The organism is Romboutsia sp. 1001216sp1, assembly GCF_039841805.1.
GTDB lineage: Bacteria > Bacillota > Clostridia > Peptostreptococcales > Peptostreptococcaceae > Romboutsia_C > Romboutsia_C hominis.
In genome coordinates this window covers 172,352-197,869 of the sequence record NZ_JBDPHA010000002.1, presented here as the reverse complement: position 1 = coordinate 197,869, position 25,518 = coordinate 172,352, and the positions used below count along the sequence as shown (strand labels likewise).

Sequence of the window (25,518 nt, the reverse complement as noted above, 5' to 3'; positions counted from 1 at the left end):
ACTAATATATGCCTAGTTATTAAATAAAATTTGTACAACACAAACCATCTTTTGAGTTATACAAATTTTATCTAATATTTATGTTATTTACATTTTTATTCCCATTATGTATTTCATTTCTTCTGTTACATCTTTCCACTCATTCTTATTAGAGTCTTTTTTATAATCTCTGTCTTCTTTTTTTAAATCAAAAGTAATACTACAATGCTCACATATATACTTATATATATCATCGTTGTTGTCATCTTTATAAACCTTTTCTAATTCTATCCTATCATTTTTCCCACAACATGGGCAACTTACTGTCTTGTACTTTCTAGCGTCTACGTCTATTATCTCTTGTCTCATGTTTACTCTCCTTCATTTTATGTGATTTGAAATATTGTAAAGTTTTATTTTACATCTTTATTTTAAATATACCCTAAATATTTAAAATAAAACTTTGTGAAATATCGAAAATAACCTTTGTTCACATAAAATTGCATTTCACCTAGCTAGATATTTTCCAAATTACTTTTCATTTAAGACCTCATGATTTATAAATTCTTCATTGTAATATAAGTTATATATTGTAAATGGTGTAATTTAATTTTATAGTTATATCATATTCTTTCTACTCTCACTTCTAAACTAGTTATAAACTCATCTTCATTACTAGTCTCATATATATCAACATCATATATTTCTATAGGATCGCCTACTATCTTATATCCATTTTCTTTTGCATAGTTATACATAGCTTTTAAATATTTTCTATTATTTTCGTATTTTCCTTTATAGGTACAACTTATGTAATCACCTTTTTCCAGGCTAAAATTAAATATTTCACTATCATCTTCTAAAAAAGCAATTACATACTTATACTTGTCTATTCTTCCTTTTGCTATACTTTGACTATCAAATATAGAACCTATATTGTTGTTTCCTATTATATAAAAATTATCCTCAAGCTCTTTTCTCAGTTTTTGAATAAGATAATCTACACTTTCATTACAATCTACATTTCCTCCAACTACTAATACTTTTCGCTCATCATAATATTTCACCTTTAATGTTCCAAAATCCTTTTTGTTGATACTTTGTTCTATTACATTTAGCCTACTTTGAATATTTCTTTTTTGATTTAGTAATATTTCTATTTTATTTTCGATTATGTTCATTTCTTCTTTTAGCATTTTTTTAGTAGACTCTACATCTCTCTTTTCAAGATATTTTTTTATTTCTTTCATAGGTATATTTAAATTTCTAAGTTCTCTTATTAAATTTAGTTTACATACATCATCTATACTATATAATCTATATCCATTTTTATCTCTAGTTGGCTTTAATATTTCAAGTTCTTCATAATATTTGATAGCATCTCTTCCTATATTGTAAGTTTTTACTAATTCTCCAATTTTATAATAGCGCTTCATGACTATCCTCCTAAAAAAAAATTCACTTCTCTCATCTCGCCAACGATGTGACACTTACTCTCACTTTTGTAATATAAGTTACTTAAAATATTTATTTGTATCACTAAAATACAAATAATGAATATACTTATATGTATGTATTTATATTAAAAAGTATTTGACCTGTGTATTATACCATAGTTTATAGTTATTCTTGAAGGGAGTTGATATTATGTCTACAATAGCATTAAAAAGCAATAACAAAGGCTTAAATAAAAAATTTGTTAAATATGTAATTCCTTCTGTTGCTTCCATGTGGGTTTCCGCTTTATACGTAATGGTGGATGCTATGTTTGTTAGTAAAGGAGTTGGACCAGATGCACTTGCAGCTGTTAATATAGCTATGCCTTATACAAACTTTATATTTGCTCTATCAGTTTTATTTTCAATAGGCTCATCAGCCGTTATATCTATGGAACTTGGCAACAAGGATATTAAAAATGCTAGTAATTATTTTTCTATTACAATAGTAGGGCTAGTTATAATATCTTTTATTATAACTATAATTAGTTTATTATTTTTAGATGAAATAGCCTTATTTTTAGGTGCTACACCTGGGATTTTACCTATGGTTAAAAATTATTTAAGTATTATAATTTTATTTATCGTGTTTTACATAGTAAGTTATGCACTAGAAGTATTAATCAAAACAGATGGTTATCCCCATTTATCTACTACAGGAGTTATAATATCTGCTATAACAAATATAGTTCTTGACTATGTTTTTGTTTTTAAATTTAACTGGGGTGTTGAGGGTGCTGCACTTGCTACTGGCCTTGCACGTGCTTTCTCTTTTGTATTTTTCATGTTACATTTTTTTAGTAAAAATTCTAAGTTAAAAATTTGTAAATTTAAATTTGAGTTTAGTTACTTTAAAAGAATAATGACAATAGGTTTTTCAGATTGTACTACAGAGTTGAGTATAGGTATTGTTATACTTTTATTTAATCAGTGTATACTTAAATTCTTAGGAGAAGATGCTTTAGTAAGTTATAGTGTTATTTCTTATATAAACACTTTAGTGTTATCTACTATGCTTGGTATATCCCAAGGGATTCAGCCATTTTATAGTCCTTATGTTTATAGATAAATCTGATATGAATTTATTTAATTTTACAAAAAACACTTTTAAGATTTTTTCAGTATCTTTCTTATTACTAGGCTTCAATGTGGTTATATCAGGATTTTTAGCATCATTAGAAAGAACTGCTGATGCTTGTATAATATCATTAAATAGAGGTCTTTTTGCTGTGTCTTTATCTTTAATAATTATGATTTTAATATTCGGTGGTAATGGAATATGGATTTCAACAATAGCTTCTGAAGGATTAGTTTTATTATTATCAATTATGCTTTTAAAGAGATTTAATAAAAATTTAGACCAACTTACTTATAACTCTACAGCTCACGAGATAAAAACTGTATAATACTATAATCTTTATATTTCACTTATAAGTATTACTTAAATATTCTTAGCTTCAATTTTTTAAATACAATATCCTTAAACAAAAAACTATGAAATACATATATTACTATAAATTATGTATTTCATAGTTTTTTTAATTAGTTTACTTTATAAAAGATTGTCAACAAGTTTTTTACATTCATCTTCTATATCTTCTATATACTCATGTATATATATACCATTTCCACAAGCATATACATTATCCATAGAAGTCATAAATTTATCATTAACCTCTGGTCCTGTTGTTGATGGATTTAATTTTATATTACTTCTCATGGCAACTAGACCATCAGATAACATAGGTCTTGCAAATATTAATGTATCACATTTTACTATTTCTTCTTTGTCGTCTTTTACTAATTTAACACTCTCTATTCTTCCTTCTCCATAAATTGAATCTATTTCATAGTTATTATATACTTTATCAGTTAAACCATAAGTATCTACATCACTATCGTTAGATATTATACCAACTACATTTATATTTCTATTTTTTAACTCATCTTTTATCATATATAGTGTTTTATTATCATATATAAGTATATTTTTTCCTGGTACAATATTTCCCATATTAAGTATTTTATTTGCCATACCTACAGTAAGTATTCCTGAACATCTATCTCCTACCATATCTAATGCTTTTCTTGAACCTTCTTTAGCACCATTTGCAAGTATTATATTTTTTCCCTTTATCTTTTCTATACCATTTGCTGGATTTGTGCAAAGTACTTTATTTTCATCTTCTATCTTTATTACCATTGTATCTAGTTTTATATCTATTTCACATTTCTCAAGTTCTTTTAGTAAAAACTTTTCGTAAGTTTTTCCTGTTATATATCTTTGTTTACTTATATTATAATAACTTAAATTTAAACTTCCTCCCAATACATTATCTTTTTCTATTAATAATATATTTTTTATTCCCTTTTTATAAGCTTCTATGGCGCATATTATACCACTAGCTCCTCCTCCAATTATAATTAAGTCATATTCTCTCATAGTCTTAATCCTCCTTAAATCCAACAGCTATTGAAGATTTAGAATTTTTATTTACTTCGCTTATATCTATTCCTAATTCTTTGCTTAATATCATACTTATAGGTATCATGCATCCTGTTCCTTGGCACCCACCCATCATGGCACGAGTTCTTCTTTTTATTCCATCAAGAGTTGTTGCACCTAATGGTCTTTTTATAGCATCTATTATTTCCCCTTCTGTAACAAACTCACATTTACATATCATCTTTCCATATGATGGATTTATAGCTATTAATTTATTTTTCTCTTCTATACCTAACTCTGACATTCTAATCATTTTTTTTCTAATTTCTTTAAAGTTTTCTTTTTCCTTTAAATTAATAATATCTGATATAATGTCAACTACGTACTCACCAATAGCTGGTGCCGCTGTTAATCCTGGTGAATCTATACCTATTACATTTATAAAATTTTTACAATCTTTAACTTCTTCAATTATAAAATCTCCACCATTTATTTTAGGTCTTAATCCACTAAAAGTATTTAATATTCTATCTACCGGTATATCCTTTATAGTTTTTTTGCTTTTATATAATATTTCATCTATACCTTCTCTTGAAGTTTCTAAATTATCATTATATTTAGCATTTGGACCTACTAATAGATTTCCATCTACTGTAGGAGTTACTAATACACCTTTACTTAATTTACTTGGAACTTGAAATAGAGTCTTTTCACATAAGTTACCTGAAACTTTATCAAATAAACAGTATTCTCCTTTTACAGGTTCTATTTCATATTTAATCTCACTAACTAGATTGTTTAAATGTGCACCACATAATCCTGATGCATTTACAACTATTTTACTTTCTATTACTTCTTCATCTTCTAAATGTATTTTATATATATTATTTTCTAATTTTATATCTACAACAGCTTTTCCTAGTATAAAATCAACTCCATTTTCTACTGCATTTTCAGCAAAAGCTAAAGCCATTTCATATGGGCTTACTATACCTGATGTCTTTACATGTAAAGCCCCTAATACATCTTTATTTATATTTTTTTCTATACTTAAAACTTTTTCTTTGTCTAAAATTTCTAATCCCTTAACTCCTATTTCTTCTCCATTAGACTTTAATTTTTTTATACTTTCTAATTCTTCTTCATTAAAAGCCAATACTAAAGCTCCATTTCTTTTAAAAGGAAATTGTAATTTATTAGCTAAATCATCCATCATTTCATTTCCTCTTAGATTTAACTTAGCTTTTAAAGTACCTTTTTTCTCATTGTATCCACCATGTATAATACCACTATTAGCTTTTGATATTCCTTCAGCTACATCTTTATTCCTATCTATTATAGCTACATCTAAGTCGTATTTTGATAATTCCCTAGCTATAGCACAACCTACTACTCCTGCCCCTATTACAGCAATGTCTTTCATATTAGTTCCTCCTTTGTAAAGAGCATTTTAATTTTTTCAATTGTTTAATTTATAACTATATTATATTATTACTATTTTCATAAGTAAAATTGATAATAATAATGATAACCATCAATATTTTATATGTATAAAAGTAAAATGAAAAGTGTAATCATATAATAATTTCTTATTAAATAATTACACTTTTCATTTTAGTCATTTATCTCTAATTGTCCATACTCTTTATCGCTTTTACTTATCATCTCATGACTAAATTCTTTTACTTCTTTAGTTTTAGCATTCACAGTTATTTCATATTTTTCATTACCTTTTACAAGTACTCCTTTATATTCATCACCATCATGATCTTTATCTAAATGAATACTTTTTATAGTAGCATCAGGAACTTTTTTTAACATTATATCCTTAGCTTCTTTTTCACTTATTAGTTTTTCGCTACTGTTATTTGTTTTATTGTTTGTATTATTATTTTGAATAATTTCTTGCTCATATTCAACTATATCACCAGTTTTTGCATCTACATCTACTTCATAGACTACATTATCTTTAGATACTTTTGAATTATATTTTGGTGTATCATCATTTTCATAGGCTATCTCTACTATATTTCCATTTGGTACTTTTTGTAGTATTATTTCTTGCGCTTGTTCTTGTGATAAAACGGCATCACTATTTCTCATTAGCCAATAACTTAATCCAGCTCCACATATTACAATTACCCCTAGCCCTATGGCTACTGATTTATTAAATTTCATGATATTACTGTTATAAAAATTATAACAGCTTCACCTCCTCTATGTCTTATCAATATAATTCCTTATTATTAGTTATATAACCATTTTTTACATATTCAAACATATTTTTATTTCTATAGACTATAATCTTGATTTTATAGCTTTTCAATATACAAATAGTGCTATATCCTCTTTATATAATTTTAGATATAGCACTAAAGTATTTATTAGATAGAATATTTTTTCAAATCTTCAATAAATTTTATAACATTTTCTTTTTGTGTTGCCCAAGATGTAACGAGCCTTATACATGAACTATTTTCATCTATTCCACTCCATAGACTAAATGAATAATCTTCTTCTAGCTTTTCTATAATTTCATTTTTAAATATTGGGAATAATTGATTAGATGGTGAATCTACTAAAAATTTATATCCTAATTCACTAATTTCTTTTTTTAATATATCTGCCATGTCATTTTCATGCTTACCTATTTCAAAGAATAAATCATCTTTAAATAACTCTAAAAACTGTATCCCAAGTAATCTACTCTTAGCCATCATTGCACCTTTTTGCTTTATATTAAATCTAAATTCTTCTTTTAATGAATCCTTACATATAACTAAAGCCTCTCCAAATAATGCTCCATTTTTAGTTCCACCTATGTAAAATGCATCAGTTAAATATGAAATCTCACTTAAAGTTAAATCATTTTCTTTAACACATAATGCAGAACCTAGTCTTGCACCATCCATATATAATAATAAATTATTTTTTCTACAAACATAACTTAATTCTTCTAGCTCGCTTTTAGTATATATTGTTCCTATTTCTGTTGAATTAGATATATATACAAGTTTAGGCTTTACCATATGCTCATCAGTATGTTCTTTAAGTACTGATAATATATCTTCTTTTTTTAATTTGCCATCTGTAGAATCAACAGAAATAACCTTGTGTCCTGTTGATTCTATTGCTCCTGTTTCATGTACTAATATATGACCAGTATTAGCCGATATTACTGCCTCATAAGGTCTTAAAAATGCAGAGATAGCTGTTAAATTAGTTTGAGTTCCTCCACATAGAAAATGTATATCTACATTATCATTTTTTAACTTTTCTTTAATTAATTCACTCGCTTTTTCACAGTAAGTGTCTTTTCCATAACCTTCACTTTGTTCTAGGTTAGTTTTTACTATTGCCTCAAGTATTTTAGGATGTGCCCCTTCACTATAATCATTTTTTAAACTATACATATTTCCCCCTATTTGTGTAGATAATTATACTTTACTTAATTCTACCATTTATTAAATATTTTTTATATACAGTAAATATATTTAATAAAAATTTGTTTCTCTTAAAATATGTGTCAGCAAATCATCTCAAAATACTTTTTTACATTTTATGATATATTTACATATCTTATATGTATGAGTTATCAACAGTTTTATTCTTAGTATTAAATCCTTGTACATAAAAAAATACTCTCTATATCTATTAAAAATTATAGAAAGCACTTTTTATTATTTAAGCTATATTTAATTTTTCAATAATTTCACTTTCAAGCATATCTATATCTTTTTTATCTAAGTAAATTCTATATAAACTTATTATTAATGATTTTTCTAAGTCATTTTTAGAAGTTTCAAAAATATTTTTATAAACCTTAAATAAGTCTTCTTCATTTAAATTTGGATTTAACTTTTCTAACAATTTTTTTATTAAAATAGACTTATCTTTAGAACTTCCACTTATTAATATAGTAAAGTTTATATTTGTAAAAATATCATTTTGCTTACTTAAAAATTCTTCAATACAACTTAAATTCATCTGTTTATTTATATAATTAATTCTCATCCAAAAATAATTATTTTTTATTGTTATTGTTTCTATATCCTTCTTACTTATAGTTCCTTGAACTATTGAATCTAGTGTCTCATTATCAAAATCTACATATTTTTTCATAATATTTTTCATATCATTTTTAATTCTATATGGAAACACCATATTCATAGCTAACCAAGCAACTATAGCTGCAATTAAAACAAATATAACTCTATCCTCTAATAATTTAAATATAACAGCACTTGGTTGAAGCATTTTTACAGCTAATATAGCAGTCATAGTTGTAAATATACATCTTATATTATATTTTTTTATAGATAAGGCAAAATATAATGCTATTAAAAACACGGCTCCGATTAGTATTATATTTTTGTCTATCATTCTATATATTAATTCAAATATTATAGCGCCTACAACTGTTCCTACAACTCTATCAATAGCCTTTTTACTTCCTTGTTCTGCATATGGAAGCAATATTAAAGCTAATGAAAGTACTATCCACTTACCTTCGTATATATTAAAATAACCTACTATAAACACAAATGTAGAAATTACTAAAGATGCCTTTAAGGCTATATTAAATCTTAGAGATGACATGTTAAAATTGTTTTTAGATATATCTATATTTGATTTTAACTTTTTTTGTAAATTTAATCTCTTTCTTATCTTCTCACCTCTAGATTTATCTTCTATATATCTACAAGTTTCATCTATAGCTAACCTTAAGTTATAGTAATTATATCTAGCTAAATCACCTTCTATATTTTCTAATTCTAATTCATTATAGTATTTTCTAAATGTAATTTTTATATCTTTTATATCTTTTTTACCTAAGATATATAAATTTACGTCTTCAAGAATACATTTTAATTTTAGTAATCTATCTTCATATATTTCATTTTCCTTTATATAACTTATGGTAGTATTTATTTTTTTTAATAGTATTACTATTACTTCTAATATATATATATCATCTAATTCTTTACTAGATTTTTCTATAACCTCATATATATTGATTTGTATAGTTTTAAGTAAGATACTTACTTTTTTGTTTTCATCTTTTATATTTTTATTATCTAATAATAAATCTATCTCTTTTTTTATTAAGTCTATAGCACCTGTAATTTGCTTATCAGTAACTTTATAAAAATTATATTTAGTTATTATATAATATAAAGCCATTATCACAAATGATGAAAATATAAGAGCTAATATTCTTTTAGGCATCTGTGAAAATGTTACTGGATAATAAAGTAAAAGTATATATAACATCATAAATCCAGCAGTTTTTGGCGTTTTAAGTTCATAGCTAAATCTATAATATATCCAAAAGCTTAAAATCAAGCTAACTATATATGCTAAAAAAATATCTAAACTTGCAATATAAGCTGCAACTCCTATAACTATTTGTATCAAAGATAATATGATTATTCTTCTTGGAACATTTATTGTGTGATTCTCACCAAACATGCTAGCTGCTATAGAAACTGTCGCAATTCCTATTAAAACATTTTCTTTTCCAAATATCATAAATGAAAATATAGCTATCGCAGATATAAGAAATATTTTCATATTTTTTATTTGTTTTTTAATGTCAATTTTCACTTTCATCACCTTCTTATAGAATTTACGTACTTCTTTAAGTATAAATCAAAAATTTTATTTATAATATATTTTTAGTTTTTTTTCTAATTTTTAGATTATTAATTAAATTCCAACTCTATTTTATGCAAAAAAATCTAAGCAACTTTATAATTAATATAAATCATTTGTATATAAAAAAAGTACTTACTATAAATTTTATAGAAAGTACTCTCTTCTTTAATACTGATGACTTAACTCTCCTTTAGTATTATAATCATCATATAATTTCTTTTTTCTTTTCATAACTAAAAACACACCAAGCATCAATATTCCCTTAATTATACTACTTATAGTTATACTCCACCAAACTCCAGTAAGTCCAAGTAATCTTGGATTTGATATTAAGTAAGCTGTTGGTACTCTAAGTCCTGTAAATATAATACTTATTATAGATGGTATTGAAGTTTTACCAAGCCCTTTAAAAGCTCCTGATGTTATTATTTCTATACACATAAACAATTGAGAATATCCAAGTATTTTAAGATAAATAGTTCCTTCTTTAATAGCCATTTCTTCTTGTATAAATATAGTAAATACCTGCTTTCCTAAAAAGACTAATATTAAAGTATTTATAAATCCAAGTATTATAGCTAATATTAAAGTTAACTTAAATCCTTTATTAACTCTGTCAAACTTTTTAGCCCCATAATTTTGCCCAATAAAGCTAGATAAAGATGAAGATAAACCTTCTGCTGTCATCCATGATATAGACTCTATTTGAGATCCTACTTTTTGAACAGCTACTGCTACTGGTCCAAATGACGCCACAACCACTCCTAGTAACATAGAAAATCCTGTAAACAATCCACTTTGTAGAGCTACTGGAAGCCCTACTTTGTATAGTATTTTATAATATGTTATTTCTATATTTCTAAATAGTTTTATTTTAAAATATCCATAATCATCCTTTTTTATTCTATATATAAATAAAGATGTAACTACTATTTGTGCTACGACTGTTGCAATAGCAGCTCCTGCTACTCCAAGTTTAGGAAAACCAAACAAACCAAGTATAAGTATTGGGTCTAGTATAATATTAGTTATAAGACCTACCGCATTTATTTTAAATGGAGTTTTACTATTACCCATTCCATTAAATATAGCTGTAAATACTGGATTTATAAAATAAAATATCATTCCTAAAGATACTATATATAAGTATGTTCTAGACATATCTATAACTTTTATATCGCCTAATCTAAAAAATCCTATTAATCCTTTATTAAACACTATTAAAAATAATGTATATAATGTTGATAGTATAATATTTATTTCTATAGCTGATTTTATATAAGATCTCGTTTTATCAAGATTTCCTTCACCAATACTTTGTGCAACTTTAACTTCCCCACCAATTTTGGATATCATTACAAATGCCATAGCTAACCAAGGAAAAAATCCTGCTGTTCCAACTGCTGCAACTGCACTACTACCAGCCTTGCCGACCCAGATCATATCTATCATGTTATAAGCCATTTGTATAAATGACGTCCCCATTATAGGAAGTGCTAACTTTATTAATTTATCTAATATCTTACCATTAGTTAAATCTATTCTCTTTTCCAAATATTTCACCTCTTTTGTAAACAAAATAAACTAGATTAATATCACTTAATAGTATGTATTTTTAAATATAACTTAAATAAAAAGCATATTTATAAAAGTATATCAGAAATTTTTTTATTTTCAATATAATTAAATTATTTATACATATTTTTAATATATTTTCTATTATAGTAAATAAAGCCTTAAAGTGGTTAAATATTATTAAATCCAACTTTAAGGCTTTTTGCTATTTACTTATTTATACTATATGTTTCATTTCCTCGTAATGTTTTATGTATATTTTTTTCTAATATGACCTTTCCTCTTGATAAGATTTTAATATTATCAACACTCCAATCATCACCATTAGTAACAAAATTATTTTTTCTTATCCAGAAGTTATTTATCTTACTTAAATCAATATTTTTTCCATCTTTAAGCTTTATTATATAATTATCTATTTGACCTTTTTCAAAATCATTTCCTGCATTATCTAACTTCCATTCATATTTTTTATTATCAGAAGTTTCAAATCCAAAATATACGAAATCATCAGTTCCTGCATATTTTTCATTTGAAGTTTTTAAAATAACATTAAATTCGTTTAAGTTCTTAGTATCTGAAGAATCTATTATAGTATTAGATACTTCATTTAAAAATCTATATATAAGCTTAGCTGAACTGATCTGAGAGTTTTTCATAGATTCTACTGCCGAATATTCCCAATCTTTTGTTGAATTTTTCATTGTTGAATAACCATAATATAAATTCTTAGCTTTTTTTGCATATTCATAAGAATTTTCACTCATCCAAGCATCAAAATCTTTATTTTCTAATGCATATTTATAAGCACCATTTTCTGTATTATAATTCATTGAATCTATTGCATAATTTTCTTTTCGTTCTTCAACATAACTTTCAAACTTTACATGTCCTATACTATCAACAGCTGTAATATTGGCTGCATGATAAGGAGTATTCAGATCTCCAAGATAATGTAATCCTTGTCCTAATAAAAAAGTAGCTTCTTTATAATTACCTTTTTCCCACTCATTTTTTGCATCAGTTGTAAATTTTCTAACTTGTGATTCTGCATTATCATATATAGGTGATGCCACATACCACTTATTATCAAGTGTAAAATTATTTTTAGTATCTGGATCCCAAAAATGATCTTGATATAAATCATAAGCATTTGGATCATAATCTGGATATGTCGATCCAAGTTGTAAGTCTCTTAAGTTAGATTTTAGAATATCAAGATTTGACTTTAATAATTGAGGTTCTGATTTGCTTAAATCTTTTTCAATCATTTTAACTGCTTGAGTTGCAATTAAAGCGTGCGTTCCTGTCCCATCTTTTTTACCATCCCAAGCATAAGATGTTGAACCCATAGCTACAAATAACATTGAAATTACAAATGCTTTTGCGCTATTTTTCTTTATATTTCTTATCATAGCCTTGTTTTACCTCCAAATATCAAAATACTTTATAATTAAAAATATATAAAAACGCTTTCTCTTTCAATATTTTTGCATATTTTGTAACTTTTTGTAATTTTTTATAATTTTTTGTATTTCTTTAAGGTAAAATCATTATTTTAAATAATAATTAAAGTGAGGTATAATAACCTCACTTTAATTACATTCTTCACTTTTTTTATTGTACATAAACATATAAAACGATGCGCTAAATATTACAAAATATCCAAATACGCTAAACTTATCGGGAAATACACTAAATAATACTACACTTATTATTGCAGAGAATATTATATTAGAATAATCAAATATAGATATCTCTTTAGCTGGCGCATATTTATAAGCCCAAGTTACACCAAATTGGCCTACAGTCGCAAATACCCCTGCAAGAAGTAAATACATAAGTTGTATCATACTCATTGGCTCATAAGTCATAATCATTATCGGAAATATTACAACTAATGAGAATAAAGAAAAATAAAATACTACAGTCGCTCCATTTTCTTTTTTACCTAATACCCTAAGACAAGTGTATGCTGATGCCGCACATAAAGCACCTGCTACACCCACAATTGATGGTAACATTTCTAAATCAAATGTTGGTTTTATTATAAATAAAGCTCCTACAAATGCCACTAATACAGCAGCTATTTGATTAGTTTTTATCTTTTCTTTTAAAAATAACGCAGAAAATATTATAACAAAGAATGGACTTAACTTATTTAACATATTGGCATCTGATAACACCATTCTATCTATTGCATAATAATTAAATATTATACCAAGTGTGCCAAATGCTGATCTTAAGTTTAATAATCTTCTATTTTCCCTACTTCCAAAATAACTTTGTTTTGCTTTTGTAACCATTATAAATGCTACTACACAAGAAACTAAATTTCTAAAAAATGTCTTTTGAAAAGTTGGTAAGTCTCCTGCTAATTTTATAAAAGCCGACATCATAGCAAATCCAAATGCCGAAACTATTATACATATTATACCTTTACTTCTGTTACTTAACTCTGCCTGCACGATATACCTCCTATGTAATTTTTTTATTTATCTTTTGTATGCAATTATTTATTATATATTAAAAAAAACTATCTAGCTAGTTTTTTATATAATCTCGCAATTATAATCCCACGTTAAATTGCCTGTATTTATATTATATAAATTATACTCTTCTCCAAAAAAAGTCAGCAGTATCTTTTTACCTTCAAATGCCTCTAAACCTCCATTTATGTCTATTCTCTTAAAAATCTTTTTAGCAAATACTCTGCCAGTAGCATCTTTTAACTCAATCTTAAAGTTATTAATATCATTAATAGTATTTTCTGTTAAGTTTAGTAAATATCCATTAAGGTATAAAGTATTTTTTTCTTCAAATATATTATTTACTATTAAATTCATACTATCTTTATTTACCTTAAAATCTCTTGCAGAATAAATACTATTTCTATTTAAATAATTACCTTTTAAATTTTTAAAGTCATAATTATTTACATCTTTTTCAGTAATAAATTTATTATATCTTTGTCTTTTCCTATAATTATAATCGGTAAGTAATAATCCTTTATATATGTTTTTTATATTTGAATCTATTAAGTTACTATACGTCTGTATAATACCTAATGTATCTGCATTAGATATTCCGACTACTCTTTGTTGTATTAAGAGTTCATAATAATTATTGTAAATTTGCTTTGTGGGAAAAATTCCATTTGGTGCATCTACATATGCGTCAACTGCATTTTTAAGCTTACTATTAGGTAAATATAAATACTCCAGATATTCTTTTTCTTTTGATGAAATGTCTATTGTATATTTTTTCTTTCCACAATTTACGCTTACCTTATAATCATCTTTAAAAGTTGCGCTACAATTATTATTTTTATAAAATATATCTTGGTTAAATATCTCTATTAATTTACCATCTTCATATATATATATAACTCCAATTTCAAATCCTCCAGACCCCCCGAATCCGCCTCTAACCATTATTTCTGATTTATTGTCTCCTGTAAAATCTCCTAAAAATAGTTGCATATTATAACCAGAATATTTGATATTAACAGTAATATGCTCACTATTTTCTGGTTTTAAAATAAGTTCTATATTATCGACATAGGAGATTCCTTCAAAAGGATATACTCCTACTAATATTACTTCATCTTTTGAGTTTACTTTACTTATATTCCCATAACTACTATCTATTAAAACTTTCTTTGTAGGGCTTTCCATGGCTACTCCCCCCCCTAAACTATTTTACTCTAGTTATAATATCTTATGAGACTTTATATATTAATGTTATATTTAAAATACACATTATAAACTTACACAAATTAATATACTAGTCAAATTACTTGGCATATATTATAAAGTTATTTTATTAATAAAATTTTTATATTTTGTATATATAAAGTTTTCCTTCTTAGCCTCGTGGTCTTTATCATCTAATATTCTCATATGATAAGCATATATTGCATATTCACCTAGTTTATCTACTAATTTATTGTTTACATATGCCCCAACAAAAGCTCCTATTCCTGGCACTAACTGAAATAACTTTGCTAAATCAATGTAATCTCTATACTCTTGTTGAAAGCTTCTCCAATCAAATGCATTAATATCATCAGATAACTTATGTTTAAAATCATCAAAGCATTCCATATTTTCAAATACATAGTTTACATGCTCTTTACTTGAAAAAGCAAGCTGAAATATGTTTAATATATATAATCTTTCTTTATAATCATTTGTATCAAATCCATATATGCTAGCAATTTCATAAATAAGCTTTATTTTTATACTAAGAAGTAATGGAAAGTCACAAAGCCCTATAAATATGCCTCCTGCCCCTGTTCCAGCACCTTCTATCATAGCAGTTCTCTTATAAATTTTTATCTTTTCAAGAGCTAGATTATCTCTTTCTTCTAAAGATATATCTAGTATAGGTTTTTTAGTAGTATACTTAGACCCAAATAAAACCATTTTAGTCATATTTTTTATAGCTACAGTTAATATTTCGTGGTACTTTTGAGGTAAAACGGAATTTATTTTATTTTGAGTTTCTTTTGATGCTTTATCTATTATAGATGGTTTTTTTCGTATTTTCTTTTTCCATTTTTTTAATTCTTTTAGTTTAATCTCATTATAATTTTGCATTTTTTCACCTATTTAAAATTTATATTAATTATTTACATAATATATTTATTATACATATAGATTTTTAATATTACTATGTACTTATTTTTCCAAACTAAACAAGCTAGTTATCTAACTAGCTTGCTTAATTTCTTATTAAATTATATTAATCCAATTGTTGTATATCTTAATGCTGTGTTCCATCCAATCTACACTTATTCCTTTGTTCATATCATCTTCAATAAAATAATTTTTAGGTATATCTATATATATTTTTTTATTTCTATCCCTTAAATATTCTCTTTTCAAGCATTCTTTATCATACTCATGATGTCCAAATATATAATAGTCATTGTACTTCCCTTTTATAATATGCTCTATACCTTCATCTGTTGTCGATAGTATTTTTATAGATTTACAATTTTTTAAATCCTTCCTATTTAATATAGTGTGCCTAGAATGAGCACATATAAAACCATTATTTATATTTTTGAGTATTTCATCATCACAAAGTATATTATGTTTATATACTCCAAATATCTTCTTATCGAGTATCTCTTTGTTTATTCCATATATATGATTTAAACAAGCCTGCGCTCCCCAGCATATACTTAACATACTTTTTAAATTTTTAATAGAATAATCAAATATATAATTTAATTCATCTATATATTTAACCTGTTTGAAATCTATTTTTTCAATAGGAGCTCCTGTAACTATAAGTCCATCTAAATCATCTTTTACTTCATCAAAGGTATAATAATTTTTCATCAAATATAGTCTATTACAATTTTTGTATACATGCGTTTTAAGCCTTATAAACTTTATATTTATATCCTCATTCATTTTTGAAAATAACTCTAATAAATGAGCTTCTGTCTCTACTTTATTAGGCATAAGATTTAATATACCTATAGTTTTATAATGAGGACTGATCTTACCTAAACTAGATTTTCTATATAGCTTTTTATTATAAATTTTGCTTTCTATTATACAATTATCTACAAATTTGGCTCCATTTATTTTTTTACAAAGATATACAGTCATATTATATTTCCTTAAGTGCTCTATCAAAGTAATTTATTAAGTCATCTATATTTTCTATTCCAACAGATACTCTAATCATCTCTAAACTAACTCCACACTTTATCTTATCTTCATCAGACAACTGGCTATGAGTAGTACTAGCAGGATGAAGTACTGATGTTTTATTAAATCCAAGATGTATTGCCAAATCTACTAATTTTAAAGATTTTATAAAAGTCTTAGCTTCATTTATTCCACCTTTTATACCAAATGTTAATATTCCACTTCCACCTTTTAAGTAAGTTTTTACTTTCTTATAATCTTCTCTACTTTCTAAGTATGGATAGTTTACCCAGCTTACTTTTTCATGATTTTCTAAATACTTTGCTAATACTAAAGTATTTTTACTATGTTTTTTCATTCTAAGATGAAGTGTTTCCACTCCTAGATTACTTAAAAATGCATTAAAAGGGCTCATTGTGCTACCTAAATCTCTAAGCAGTGATGCTCTTAACTTTGTTATATAAGCACTTTCCCTAAATTCCTCAACATATTTAATATCATGACAACTAACATCTCCATCACTTAATAATGGATATTTCCCATTATCCCAATTAAAATTACCACAATCAACAACTATTCCTCCAAGTGCCACTGCATGACCATCTATATATTTTGATGTAGAATGTATAACTATATTTGCACCAAAATTTATAGGATTACATAAATACGGGCTTGCTACTGTATTGTCAACTATAAAAGGAATATCCCCCTTTTTAGCTATTTCACTTAATTTCTTAAAATCTAATATATCTAGTCCTGGATTTCCTATAGTTTCTCCATATATAGCTTTAGTATTTTCATCTACTAAGGATAGTATATATTCTTTATCATCATTATTGGATACAAATTTTGTTTCTATTCCAAAACTTCTAAGAGTTATATTAAATAAATTATAAGTTCCACCATATAGTGATGATACTGATATTATATTGTCTCCACTTTTGCATATATTTAAAATAGCTAAAAGCACCGCCGATTGTCCTGAACTAACTGCAACTGCTCCGACGCCACCTTCAAGATATGCTATTTTTTCTTCAAAATTTGCTACTGTTGGATTGCTTATTCTACTATACATATGGCCATCTGCTTTTAAATCAAATATATCTGCCACTAAGTCTGGATCTTCATATTTGAAGGTTGTACTTTGAACCAAAGGATACACCATAGGCTCCCCAACATTTGGTTTATATCCCCCTCTTACACATAAAGTTTCCTTGTTATAATTTTTCATAAAAAAAGCCCCCTTTTATCTAGGAAGCCTTTTATTAACGCAACAAATCAATATGCCTTTTATCTCTCAGGAAAACTCCTGCAGGATTTAGCACAATTCTAACTAAGTTAGCTGTTGCCAGGCTTCATAGGGCCAGTCCCTCCACCATTCTTAATAAAAGACTTTCTATTTATTTTTATTATTTAATAAGTATTATATATTATAATTATCGAAATTATAATTTAATAAATTAATTTATATATATATTTATATGTATATGTTCATAAAATATTTTATACTATAACTTATCATTTTTGCTTAATTATTGATTATTCCAAATTACTATATTCTATAAAATTTTGTCTAGTTTTGAGCTTTTACTACATATTTATTTCTAACCTCTTTAGGTAGAATATTCCATACATAAACTGCTAAAGAGAAATCTAACATACTATGTATTATAGTTCCAACTCCTATTAATCCTATAACAGATACTAAAAAACCTTGATTATAAAATCCTTCCGAAAGGTTTGATGAAAAATAAAAAGGTATAATTACTAAAACTTCTCCAATAGCATGAATTAATCCTATAACAAATGAATATCCTAAAGAACTTTTTATACTCTTTATAAGATCCCTATTTTTGTTTAAGTAAATACACCCAATACTAACAAATAATAAATGACTTAGTGCTCTAATTACAATTGGTAATGGGAAACCACCAAATAAAAAACCTATTGTAGTTCCAAGTGTTACAAATAGAGCAGTCTTTGATGATATAAACATAGCTATAAATATTGGTATATGACTAGCTAATGTAAAAGATGCCGGTTCTAATATTATTTTAATTGGTGAAAACATTGGTATAATAATTCCCATTGCACATAAAAGTGCTGATAATACAATATTTTTAGTTCTCATATCTCTCCTCCAAATATATTTTTTAATTTAGTATATTTAATTCATATTACATGTGTCTTTACATATATATTTACAGTTTAGTGACTAAATTTATAATTGTCAAATACTTTTTTATGTTTATTCATTTAAGCTTGCTTACATATATAAAATTAATTTATTCATATTTATAATTTTTTAATATTGATAATATCAACTAATATGCTATAATTTACATAAATTTTCAATGAGTGGTGATATTATGAATGAATATATTGGAATAATCATAAGAAATCAAAATGATAAGTTTTTACTTTGTGATGGAAGCTTTTATATAAAAACTAGATTAGATTCTAATAGGGATATTGAGGATATAATAAAAACTGAAATATATAACGTATTAGAAAAAGACATATTTAAGATAAGAAAAATTTTTGAAGAAAAAATCATTCATAGATATGAAGAAATAACACTTTACTTAGTTGATGTTGGAGTTTATACCAATGACTACGATTTTATATCAATAGACAAGATATTAAGTGAAATTATAAATTTTGATGATAAAAACTATTTTAATGAATATATATTAAAACCTGAAGAATACTCTAATATACTCTCAACTACATTTACTTTGCTTATGCTTGTTATCACAGTTAATATATTTCATTTACCACAATTTATACATAATATTTCTTCATATACTCTGAGTGGATTTTCACTTATTTTTATATATTCAATATTTAATAAATACTTAAAACCAAAGTTAATAACATACTTATCTTACTTTAAATTTAATGTTAAAATTGCTAACTATATAACATCACTTTTACTAGTTATATATTGTATAATAACTTTATTTTAAATACTAGCTATCTATATATGAATCTATAATCAAATTTTTAAGTAAAATATAGCACAAAAGCTACTTTAATTTTATATAATCTAAGGATTTTCTATTCTTTTACTACCAATTCATTCTTTACTTTATAAAGATTAAGCAGTATAATAATGCCAAATACATCAATTTATAATTTTTTATAAAATAAATATATAATAATAATTTTATAACCAATATAGACTTAACTAATAAAATTTATAGGTTACTTATCTTATTTCTTAAGCCATACAAATAAATTCATTTCAAAACACTTTACAAAAGACAACTTTAGGAGGATGACTTATGTGTTTAAAATTAAGAAAAATAGCAATAGTAGGTACGGGACTAGTTGGGTCTAGCTGTGGATTTGCACTAGTTAATCAATGTGTATGTGATGAACTTTTAATGATTGATATAAATGAAGAAAAAGCTAAAGGCGAAGCTTGGGATTTAACTCACGGAGTAGAATTTATGTCTCAAAGAACTAAAATAAGACAAGCAACATTTGCAGATTGTAGTGATGCTGATATTGTTATATTTACTGCAGGACCAGCACCTAAACAAGGTCAATCTAGACTTGATACTTTAGAAGTTAGTGCTTCTATATGTAACTCAGTAATTAAGGAAATAATGAAATCAGGATTTGATGGTTTCTTTGTAGTTGCTTCAAATCCAGTTGATATAATTTCATATCATATATGGAAGTTATCTGGACTTCCTAAAAACAGAATAATAGGAACAGGAACTACCATAGATTCATCAAGATTAAAAAACTTCTTATCTAAATATTTAGATGACGTAGACACAAGATCTATACATGCATATTCTATGGGTGAACATGGAGATTCTCAGATAGTTCCTTGGTCAAATGTTAGCATTGCAGGTAAACCTCTTCTAACCCTAATTGAAGAAAATGAAAAACTAAAAAAAGAAATAGATTTAGATTATTTAGTAGAAAAAACTGCTAAAGCTGGTTGGGAAGTATATAATAGAAAAGGTACTACTTACTATGGTATAGCTTCAGCAGTTGTTGGAATCATAAAATCAATATTTAGTAATGAAAGAAGAATTTTACCAGTTTCAGCTTTACTTGAAGGTGAATATGGAGAGACAGATGTGTATACAGGAGTCCCAACTATAATAGGTATAAATGGAGCTGAAAAAGTTATAGAAATTGATATGACTGAAGAAGAGAAGACTAAGTTTAAACATTCAAATAATATACTAAAACAATATTTAAAAAGCATTGGATATTAATTTATATATCTTAATAAAAAGTAAGGAGGAACGAATCGTTCCTCCTTACTTTTTATTAAAATTATATAGTTTTGTCTTATTTATAAAATACAATTTAGACTAATATAAATACCCTTTTTCAGTTAAAGAGGTTATAACTTGCTTATAAGTTTTTTCATCTTTGCACTTTATCGTATGAAGATGTACGCCATCTGTTAAATGAGATAGAGGACTTGTTTCTTTTGAATTTAACTTTTCTATAAATTCTTTTACATCTCTTCTACATTCTAAGTGTAAATTGCCAATAATTTGACCATATATACTATGTTCTACTATTACATCTTCAACTATACCACCTTCATCAACTATAGTATTTAATTCATCTTCTATATCTTCTTTATCATGCTTGCAAGCTATAGTTTTTATTATATAATTGTCTTCTTTATTATCATTTAATATATATCCTCTTGGAGTAGATATAATATGGATGCCACTAGCTCTAAGAAGAGCAACATCTCCTACTATAACTTGTCTACTTACATTAAGTTCACTTGATAGTTTTGATCCACTCACAGCTTTATTTTTATTTTTTAGTAGATTTAATATCTTATCTCTTCTATCTGAACCTGTCATTTTAATACCTCTTTTCATATACATGTTATTTTTATTATATCTTAATAAAGGTTGCTTATCTATATGAAAATAGTATAAAATATCTATATTAAACTTGCATTTAGTCCATAATTATAAATATATATTTTCCTATTTAATATATAAATTTGATAATATTAATTACACCCACTGCATCCAAATCCTGCAAAATATATTCTTATTGTGCTCGGTTTATCTTTATTTTTTTCTATTATACTTTTTAATAAATCTATTGCAGATTGTGGTAAATTTACCTTCATATGTAGTCCCTCCATCTATTTATATATACTTATACTTATTCAATAAATAGATTATTGATGTTATTTAAAACTAAAAATTGATTGGTAATAATGAATTAATAACTAAGACTAAATATAAAAGTATAATAATGATATTTAACCATTTATATATGAACAATATAGCTATAAACTCTCGAATCAGCGCGCTTGGGAGAAAATAAAAAGCTGTAGGAGCTCCTACACCATTTGCCTTTAATCCAACCTTACGAGCAAATATTGATGCACGGAATACATGATAATTATTAGTTACAAAAATACATTTATAATTACCTGATTTATCCATAATTGCCTTAGAAAACTTCATGTTCTCATACGTTGTTGTGGATTTATCCTCAGCAATAATATCTTCATTATTTATACCTTGTGATATTAAGTATTTTTTCATAGCATATGCTTCTGAAACTAACTCATCTGGACCTTGACCTCCAGATACAATTATCTTAGGTAAATTCCCTCTGTCTTTTTGATCTTTATATATATCAATTCCTTTATCTAATCTACTTTTTAAAAGAGGTGGTACTCTATCTCCAATCAATCCAGAACCAAGAACTATTATATAATTTATATTCTTTCTTACTGGTATCACTTGGTATATATATGAATAAATTAAATAGCTTATAAACATAAATCCTAAATATACTGACATTACGATTATTGATATAATAACCATATAAGTAAACATATTTAATTTATTACCATGATATATCAATACGTAACTAAGAAATATCATAATAAATATATATATACCTATAATTAACGAAAGAAGATTTGCTAACTTTTTTCCCTCTTTTTTTATCATACTTCTTCCATTTTTAATAAATAAAAATGCACATATTACTACTAATATAGGTATTAACCCATAGACTATTAAAAGTATTAAAGTGTTAGCAATATTACTTTTATCTGATAAAGTTGCTAATGTATAAAAAGTTATTCCTAAAAATCCAATTATTAATATAAGCCCTGTTAGAAAGCTTCTTTTTTCTACTATAAATAAAATTGTACCTGCTAAAATTATGATTATACTAGTAAACAATAAGGTATTCATATTCATCCTTTCTTAACAAAGATAATTTTTTATCTTTTTCTAAATTTTACTATTTATTTAGAAAAAAGATAGAATAAATCATTTTCATTATTATTTGAGAATGATTTATTCTCTTTTATCTGCAATATAGCTTTATCTGACTTTGAATTTTCTTTAAATTCATATCCTTTAACTGTAACTATCTTATTTTCACTGTCTTTTTCTAATTTATTATACAAATTATCACTTATAATAATTTGACTTTTGAATAGACCTGTAATTAATATTTTTTTATCTACTACACCTACTACTTTTAAATTGTTATTTTCTACTTTATAATTAGTTAATTCTTTTAACTCATTCATATACTTAAAGTTTTTTATACCATCATATCTTGGTATTATTGCAGCTTCTTTATCATTTACCTTTACCTTCTCTAAATCTAATTTATTGGCTAATTTATTATATTCAGACTCTTTAATAACCATATTATTCTTATCATCAACTTTAAGCATTTCAAAGTTTATTTCTTCAAATTTACATTTATTACTTTCTAAGCTTTTCTCTATTGTATCAATTTGATCTTTTTCTCTTTTATTTCCTTCTATTGATATATAAGTTAATGGATAAGTAAAATCATCGTCTATAAAATTATCATATACAAATTTCCCTCCTATTAAAATTACTGCAGCTGAAATTAATCCTACTATTATTCTTTTGCTAAGCTTCATAAATAATTCTCCTTTTATTTTTATATATGATTATATTATTATAAAACCTATAATCTACATATCGATTTATCTTTCATAAAGATTACAAATTTGTAAGGTAAGATTATTAATAATATTTTAGCTAATTCAATATATTAGTAATAAAAAATTTACTTCGCCTAAGCGACGTGTCAGTGAAACACTTTATGTCGCCCACAATTTTTGAAGTATCATAATTTTCTTAAGTTTAAAAAGAGGCTTTTATATAAAAGCCTCTCTCATTTTTATTAATTTTTTATGTTCCACAATAAGTTCTATAAGAGCAGTTCGATGGTTTAGGTAACTTTGAATACTCTTCTTGCTCTTTTGAATGCTCATATGGTTTTGAAATAGCATTGATAAGATTTATCATAACTTCAAAGTTGCCTTTATCAGCAGCTTCTAAAGCTTCTTCTACTCTATAATTTCTTGGAATTACTGCTGGATTAGATTTCTTCATTAATTTAAGTATTTCCTCTTCTGAACTAGACTGTCTCTTGAGTCTTTCCTTCCAAATATTATACCAATTTTTAAATTCTTCACTACTAAACATACCTTTTTTGCTATTTTTATTAAATGTTAGCTCTATAAAAGTGTTAGTATAATCTTCATTATACTTTTCCATAATACTAAGTAAATCTTCAATTATAGCTTTATCTTGTTCCTCTTTATTAAATATTCCAAGCTTTGATCTCATTATTGATAGCCAATTTATATAATATAAATTTGAAAATTCAGAAACAGCATCTTGAGCTATTTTTATAGCTTCTTTTTGATCTTCATGTAATAATGGTAATAATGCTTCTGCAAGTCTACATAAATTCCACTCGGCCATAATTGGTTGATTTTTATATGCATAACGACCCTGAGTATCTATAGAACTAAATACAGTATTAGGGTTATATGTGTCCATAAATGCACAAGGACCATAGTCAATAGTTTCTCCACTAATAGTCATATTATCAGTGTTCATAACACCATGTATAAATCCAACGCTTTGCCATTTACTAACTAAGCTTGCATGTACTTTTATAACTTCCTTTAGTAAATTAATGTATTTATCTTCATCATCAGCTATATGTGGAAAGTGTCTTTTTAATGAATAATCTGCTAAAGCCTTAATATCACTTGTACTTCCAAAATTTGCTGCATACTCAAATGTTCCAAATCTAATATGACTAGATGCAATACGAGTAAGTATTGCTCCTTGTTTTATATCTTCTCGAATTACAGATTCACCAGTTTTAATTACTGCCAAGCTGCGGGTAGTTGGAATACCTAAACCATACATAGCTTCACTTATTATATATTCACGAAGCATAGGGCCAAGTACTGCCCTCCCATCTCCTCGGCGAGAGTATGGTGTTTTACCAGAGCCTTTAAGTTGAATATCATATCTTTCACCACTTGGTGTTATTTGTTCACCGATTAATAATGCTCTTCCATCTCCCAGCATTGTAAAATACCCAAATTGATGTCCTGCATAAGCCTGTGCAATAAAAGCGCCTTCTTCTATTTTTTTGTTACCTGCAAGTATTGATACTCCTTCATCACTTTTAAGAGCATCGCTATTAAGCCCTAAAGATTCTGCTAGTGGATAATTTAGAATAACTAATTTTGGTGAACTTACTTTATTTAAATCAATCTTACTAAAAAATGTTTTGGGTAAAGTAATATAGCTATTATCTAAATTCCATCCTATTTTTTTAGTTTCGTTCTTATTAGTCATTTTTTCTCCTATCTATTTTT

At 25.7% G+C, this 25,518-nt stretch carries 24 protein-coding genes and 1 riboswitch; of the genes, 4 read left to right on the top strand and 20 right to left on the bottom strand.

What is annotated here, in order from left to right; all coding sequences use genetic code 11:
- Positions 1–87: 87 nt before the first annotated feature.
- Entirely contained in the window at positions 88–348 is a 261-nt protein-coding gene (locus ABHC41_RS04105) for a hypothetical protein (protein ID WP_271893515.1), read from the bottom strand.
- 254 nt (positions 349–602) lie between these two features.
- Positions 603–1,415, bottom strand: a complete 813-nt coding sequence (locus tag ABHC41_RS04100) for a MerR family transcriptional regulator (protein WP_271893512.1) — start codon at positions 1,413–1,415, stop codon at positions 603–605.
- Positions 1,416–1,626: 211 nt separating this feature from the next.
- On the opposite strand from ABHC41_RS04100, the gene ABHC41_RS04095 reads away from it, so the two are divergent.
- Both ABHC41_RS04095 and ABHC41_RS04090 read left to right on the top strand, forming a co-directional pair.
- Positions 1,627–2,544 carry an MATE family efflux transporter gene (locus ABHC41_RS04095; RefSeq protein ID WP_243240029.1) on the top strand — a complete coding sequence of 306 codons (918 nt, stop codon included), beginning with the start codon at positions 1,627–1,629 and terminating at the stop codon, positions 2,542–2,544.
- Positions 2,531–2,881 carry a hypothetical protein gene (locus ABHC41_RS04090; RefSeq protein ID WP_243240030.1) on the top strand — a complete coding sequence of 117 codons (351 nt, stop codon included), beginning with the start codon at positions 2,531–2,533 and terminating at the stop codon, positions 2,879–2,881. The genes ABHC41_RS04095 and ABHC41_RS04090 overlap by 14 nt, the downstream gene beginning before the upstream one ends.
- Positions 2,882–3,027: 146 nt before the next feature.
- Here the strand turns inward: ABHC41_RS04090 and ABHC41_RS04085 are convergent, their stop codons facing one another.
- The 13 genes from ABHC41_RS04085 to ABHC41_RS04025 all read right to left on the bottom strand — a co-directional run bounded on the left by ABHC41_RS04085 (position 3,028) and on the right by ABHC41_RS04025 (position 18,954).
- Positions 3,028–3,918 (bottom strand): FAD-dependent oxidoreductase, encoded by an 891-nt coding sequence (locus ABHC41_RS04085; protein ID WP_195238143.1) that lies wholly within the window; start codon positions 3,916–3,918, stop codon positions 3,028–3,030.
- A gap of 4 nt (positions 3,919–3,922) precedes the next feature.
- Positions 3,923–5,344 (bottom strand): NAD(P)/FAD-dependent oxidoreductase, encoded by a 1,422-nt coding sequence (locus tag ABHC41_RS04080; protein WP_195238146.1) that lies wholly within the window; start codon positions 5,342–5,344, stop codon positions 3,923–3,925.
- 191 nt (positions 5,345–5,535) lie between these two features.
- Complete coding sequence (locus ABHC41_RS04075; protein ID WP_092925483.1) at positions 5,536–6,099, bottom strand: PepSY domain-containing protein; 564 nt, start codon at positions 6,097–6,099, stop codon at positions 5,536–5,538.
- 206 nt (positions 6,100–6,305) lie between these two features.
- Positions 6,306–7,334 (bottom strand): low specificity L-threonine aldolase, encoded by a 1,029-nt coding sequence (locus ABHC41_RS04070; protein ID WP_195238148.1) that lies wholly within the window; start codon positions 7,332–7,334, stop codon positions 6,306–6,308.
- Positions 7,335–7,605: 271 nt separating this feature from the next.
- On the bottom strand, positions 7,606–9,495 hold the full coding sequence (locus tag ABHC41_RS04065; protein ID WP_207733572.1) for an FUSC family protein: 1,890 nt from the start codon (positions 9,493–9,495) through the stop codon (positions 7,606–7,608).
- Between the two features lie 249 nt (positions 9,496–9,744).
- On the bottom strand, positions 9,745–11,133 hold the full coding sequence (locus tag ABHC41_RS04060) for an MATE family efflux transporter (RefSeq protein WP_195238152.1): 1,389 nt from the start codon (positions 11,131–11,133) through the stop codon (positions 9,745–9,747).
- Between the two features lie 230 nt (positions 11,134–11,363).
- Positions 11,364–12,569, bottom strand: coding sequence for a zinc dependent phospholipase C family protein (locus tag ABHC41_RS04055; protein ID WP_092925475.1), 1,206 nt, complete (start codon positions 12,567–12,569; stop codon positions 11,364–11,366).
- A gap of 180 nt (positions 12,570–12,749) precedes the next feature.
- On the bottom strand, positions 12,750–13,622 hold the full coding sequence (locus ABHC41_RS04050; protein WP_330383730.1) for a DMT family transporter: 873 nt from the start codon (positions 13,620–13,622) through the stop codon (positions 12,750–12,752).
- An 84-nt stretch (positions 13,623–13,706) separates the two neighbouring features.
- Positions 13,707–14,831 (bottom strand): hypothetical protein, encoded by a 1,125-nt coding sequence (locus ABHC41_RS04045; protein WP_271893505.1) that lies wholly within the window; start codon positions 14,829–14,831, stop codon positions 13,707–13,709.
- A 132-nt stretch (positions 14,832–14,963) separates the two neighbouring features.
- On the bottom strand, positions 14,964–15,755 hold the full coding sequence (locus ABHC41_RS04040) for an EcsC family protein (protein ID WP_166505548.1): 792 nt from the start codon (positions 15,753–15,755) through the stop codon (positions 14,964–14,966).
- Between the two features lie 135 nt (positions 15,756–15,890).
- The gene (locus ABHC41_RS04035) at positions 15,891–16,781 is read right to left on the bottom strand and encodes a homoserine O-succinyltransferase (RefSeq protein WP_195238154.1); all 891 of its coding nucleotides are present in this window, start codon (positions 16,779–16,781) and stop codon (positions 15,891–15,893) included.
- Position 16,782: 1 nt separating this feature from the next.
- The gene (locus ABHC41_RS04030; protein ID WP_271893502.1) at positions 16,783–18,054 is read right to left on the bottom strand and encodes an O-acetylhomoserine aminocarboxypropyltransferase/cysteine synthase family protein; all 1,272 of its coding nucleotides are present in this window, start codon (positions 18,052–18,054) and stop codon (positions 16,783–16,785) included.
- A 56-nt stretch (positions 18,055–18,110) separates the two neighbouring features.
- A riboswitch (SAM riboswitch) is annotated at positions 18,111–18,214 on the bottom strand.
- Positions 18,215–18,396: 182 nt separating this feature from the next.
- Positions 18,397–18,954, bottom strand: coding sequence for a hypothetical protein (locus tag ABHC41_RS04025; RefSeq protein ID WP_195928612.1), 558 nt, complete (start codon positions 18,952–18,954; stop codon positions 18,397–18,399).
- A gap of 238 nt (positions 18,955–19,192) precedes the next feature.
- On the opposite strand from ABHC41_RS04025, the gene ABHC41_RS04020 reads away from it, so the two are divergent.
- Both ABHC41_RS04020 and ABHC41_RS04015 read left to right on the top strand, forming a co-directional pair.
- Positions 19,193–19,792 carry a hypothetical protein gene (locus ABHC41_RS04020; RefSeq protein WP_195238157.1) on the top strand — a complete coding sequence of 200 codons (600 nt, stop codon included), beginning with the start codon at positions 19,193–19,195 and terminating at the stop codon, positions 19,790–19,792.
- A 318-nt stretch (positions 19,793–20,110) separates the two neighbouring features.
- The gene (locus ABHC41_RS04015) at positions 20,111–21,064 is read left to right on the top strand and encodes an L-lactate dehydrogenase (RefSeq protein WP_195238159.1); all 954 of its coding nucleotides are present in this window, start codon (positions 20,111–20,113) and stop codon (positions 21,062–21,064) included.
- A 99-nt stretch (positions 21,065–21,163) separates the two neighbouring features.
- On the opposite strand, the gene ABHC41_RS04010 is transcribed toward ABHC41_RS04015, so the two are convergent.
- The 5 genes from ABHC41_RS04010 to ABHC41_RS03990 form a co-directional block, all read right to left on the bottom strand.
- Positions 21,164–21,694 carry a transcription repressor NadR gene (locus ABHC41_RS04010; protein ID WP_242871313.1) on the bottom strand — a complete coding sequence of 177 codons (531 nt, stop codon included), beginning with the start codon at positions 21,692–21,694 and terminating at the stop codon, positions 21,164–21,166.
- Positions 21,695–21,831: 137 nt separating this feature from the next.
- The gene (locus tag ABHC41_RS04005; RefSeq protein ID WP_271893499.1) at positions 21,832–21,954 is read right to left on the bottom strand and encodes a hypothetical protein; all 123 of its coding nucleotides are present in this window, start codon (positions 21,952–21,954) and stop codon (positions 21,832–21,834) included.
- Positions 21,955–22,024: 70 nt separating this feature from the next.
- Entirely contained in the window at positions 22,025–23,041 is a 1,017-nt protein-coding gene (locus tag ABHC41_RS04000) for a YdcF family protein (RefSeq protein ID WP_195238160.1), read from the bottom strand.
- 53 nt (positions 23,042–23,094) lie between these two features.
- Positions 23,095–23,751, bottom strand: coding sequence for a hypothetical protein (locus ABHC41_RS03995; protein ID WP_195238161.1), 657 nt, complete (start codon positions 23,749–23,751; stop codon positions 23,095–23,097).
- A gap of 274 nt (positions 23,752–24,025) precedes the next feature.
- On the bottom strand, positions 24,026–25,498 hold the full coding sequence (locus tag ABHC41_RS03990) for a protein adenylyltransferase SelO (RefSeq protein ID WP_195238162.1): 1,473 nt from the start codon (positions 25,496–25,498) through the stop codon (positions 24,026–24,028).
- Positions 25,499–25,518 lie beyond the last annotated feature (20 nt).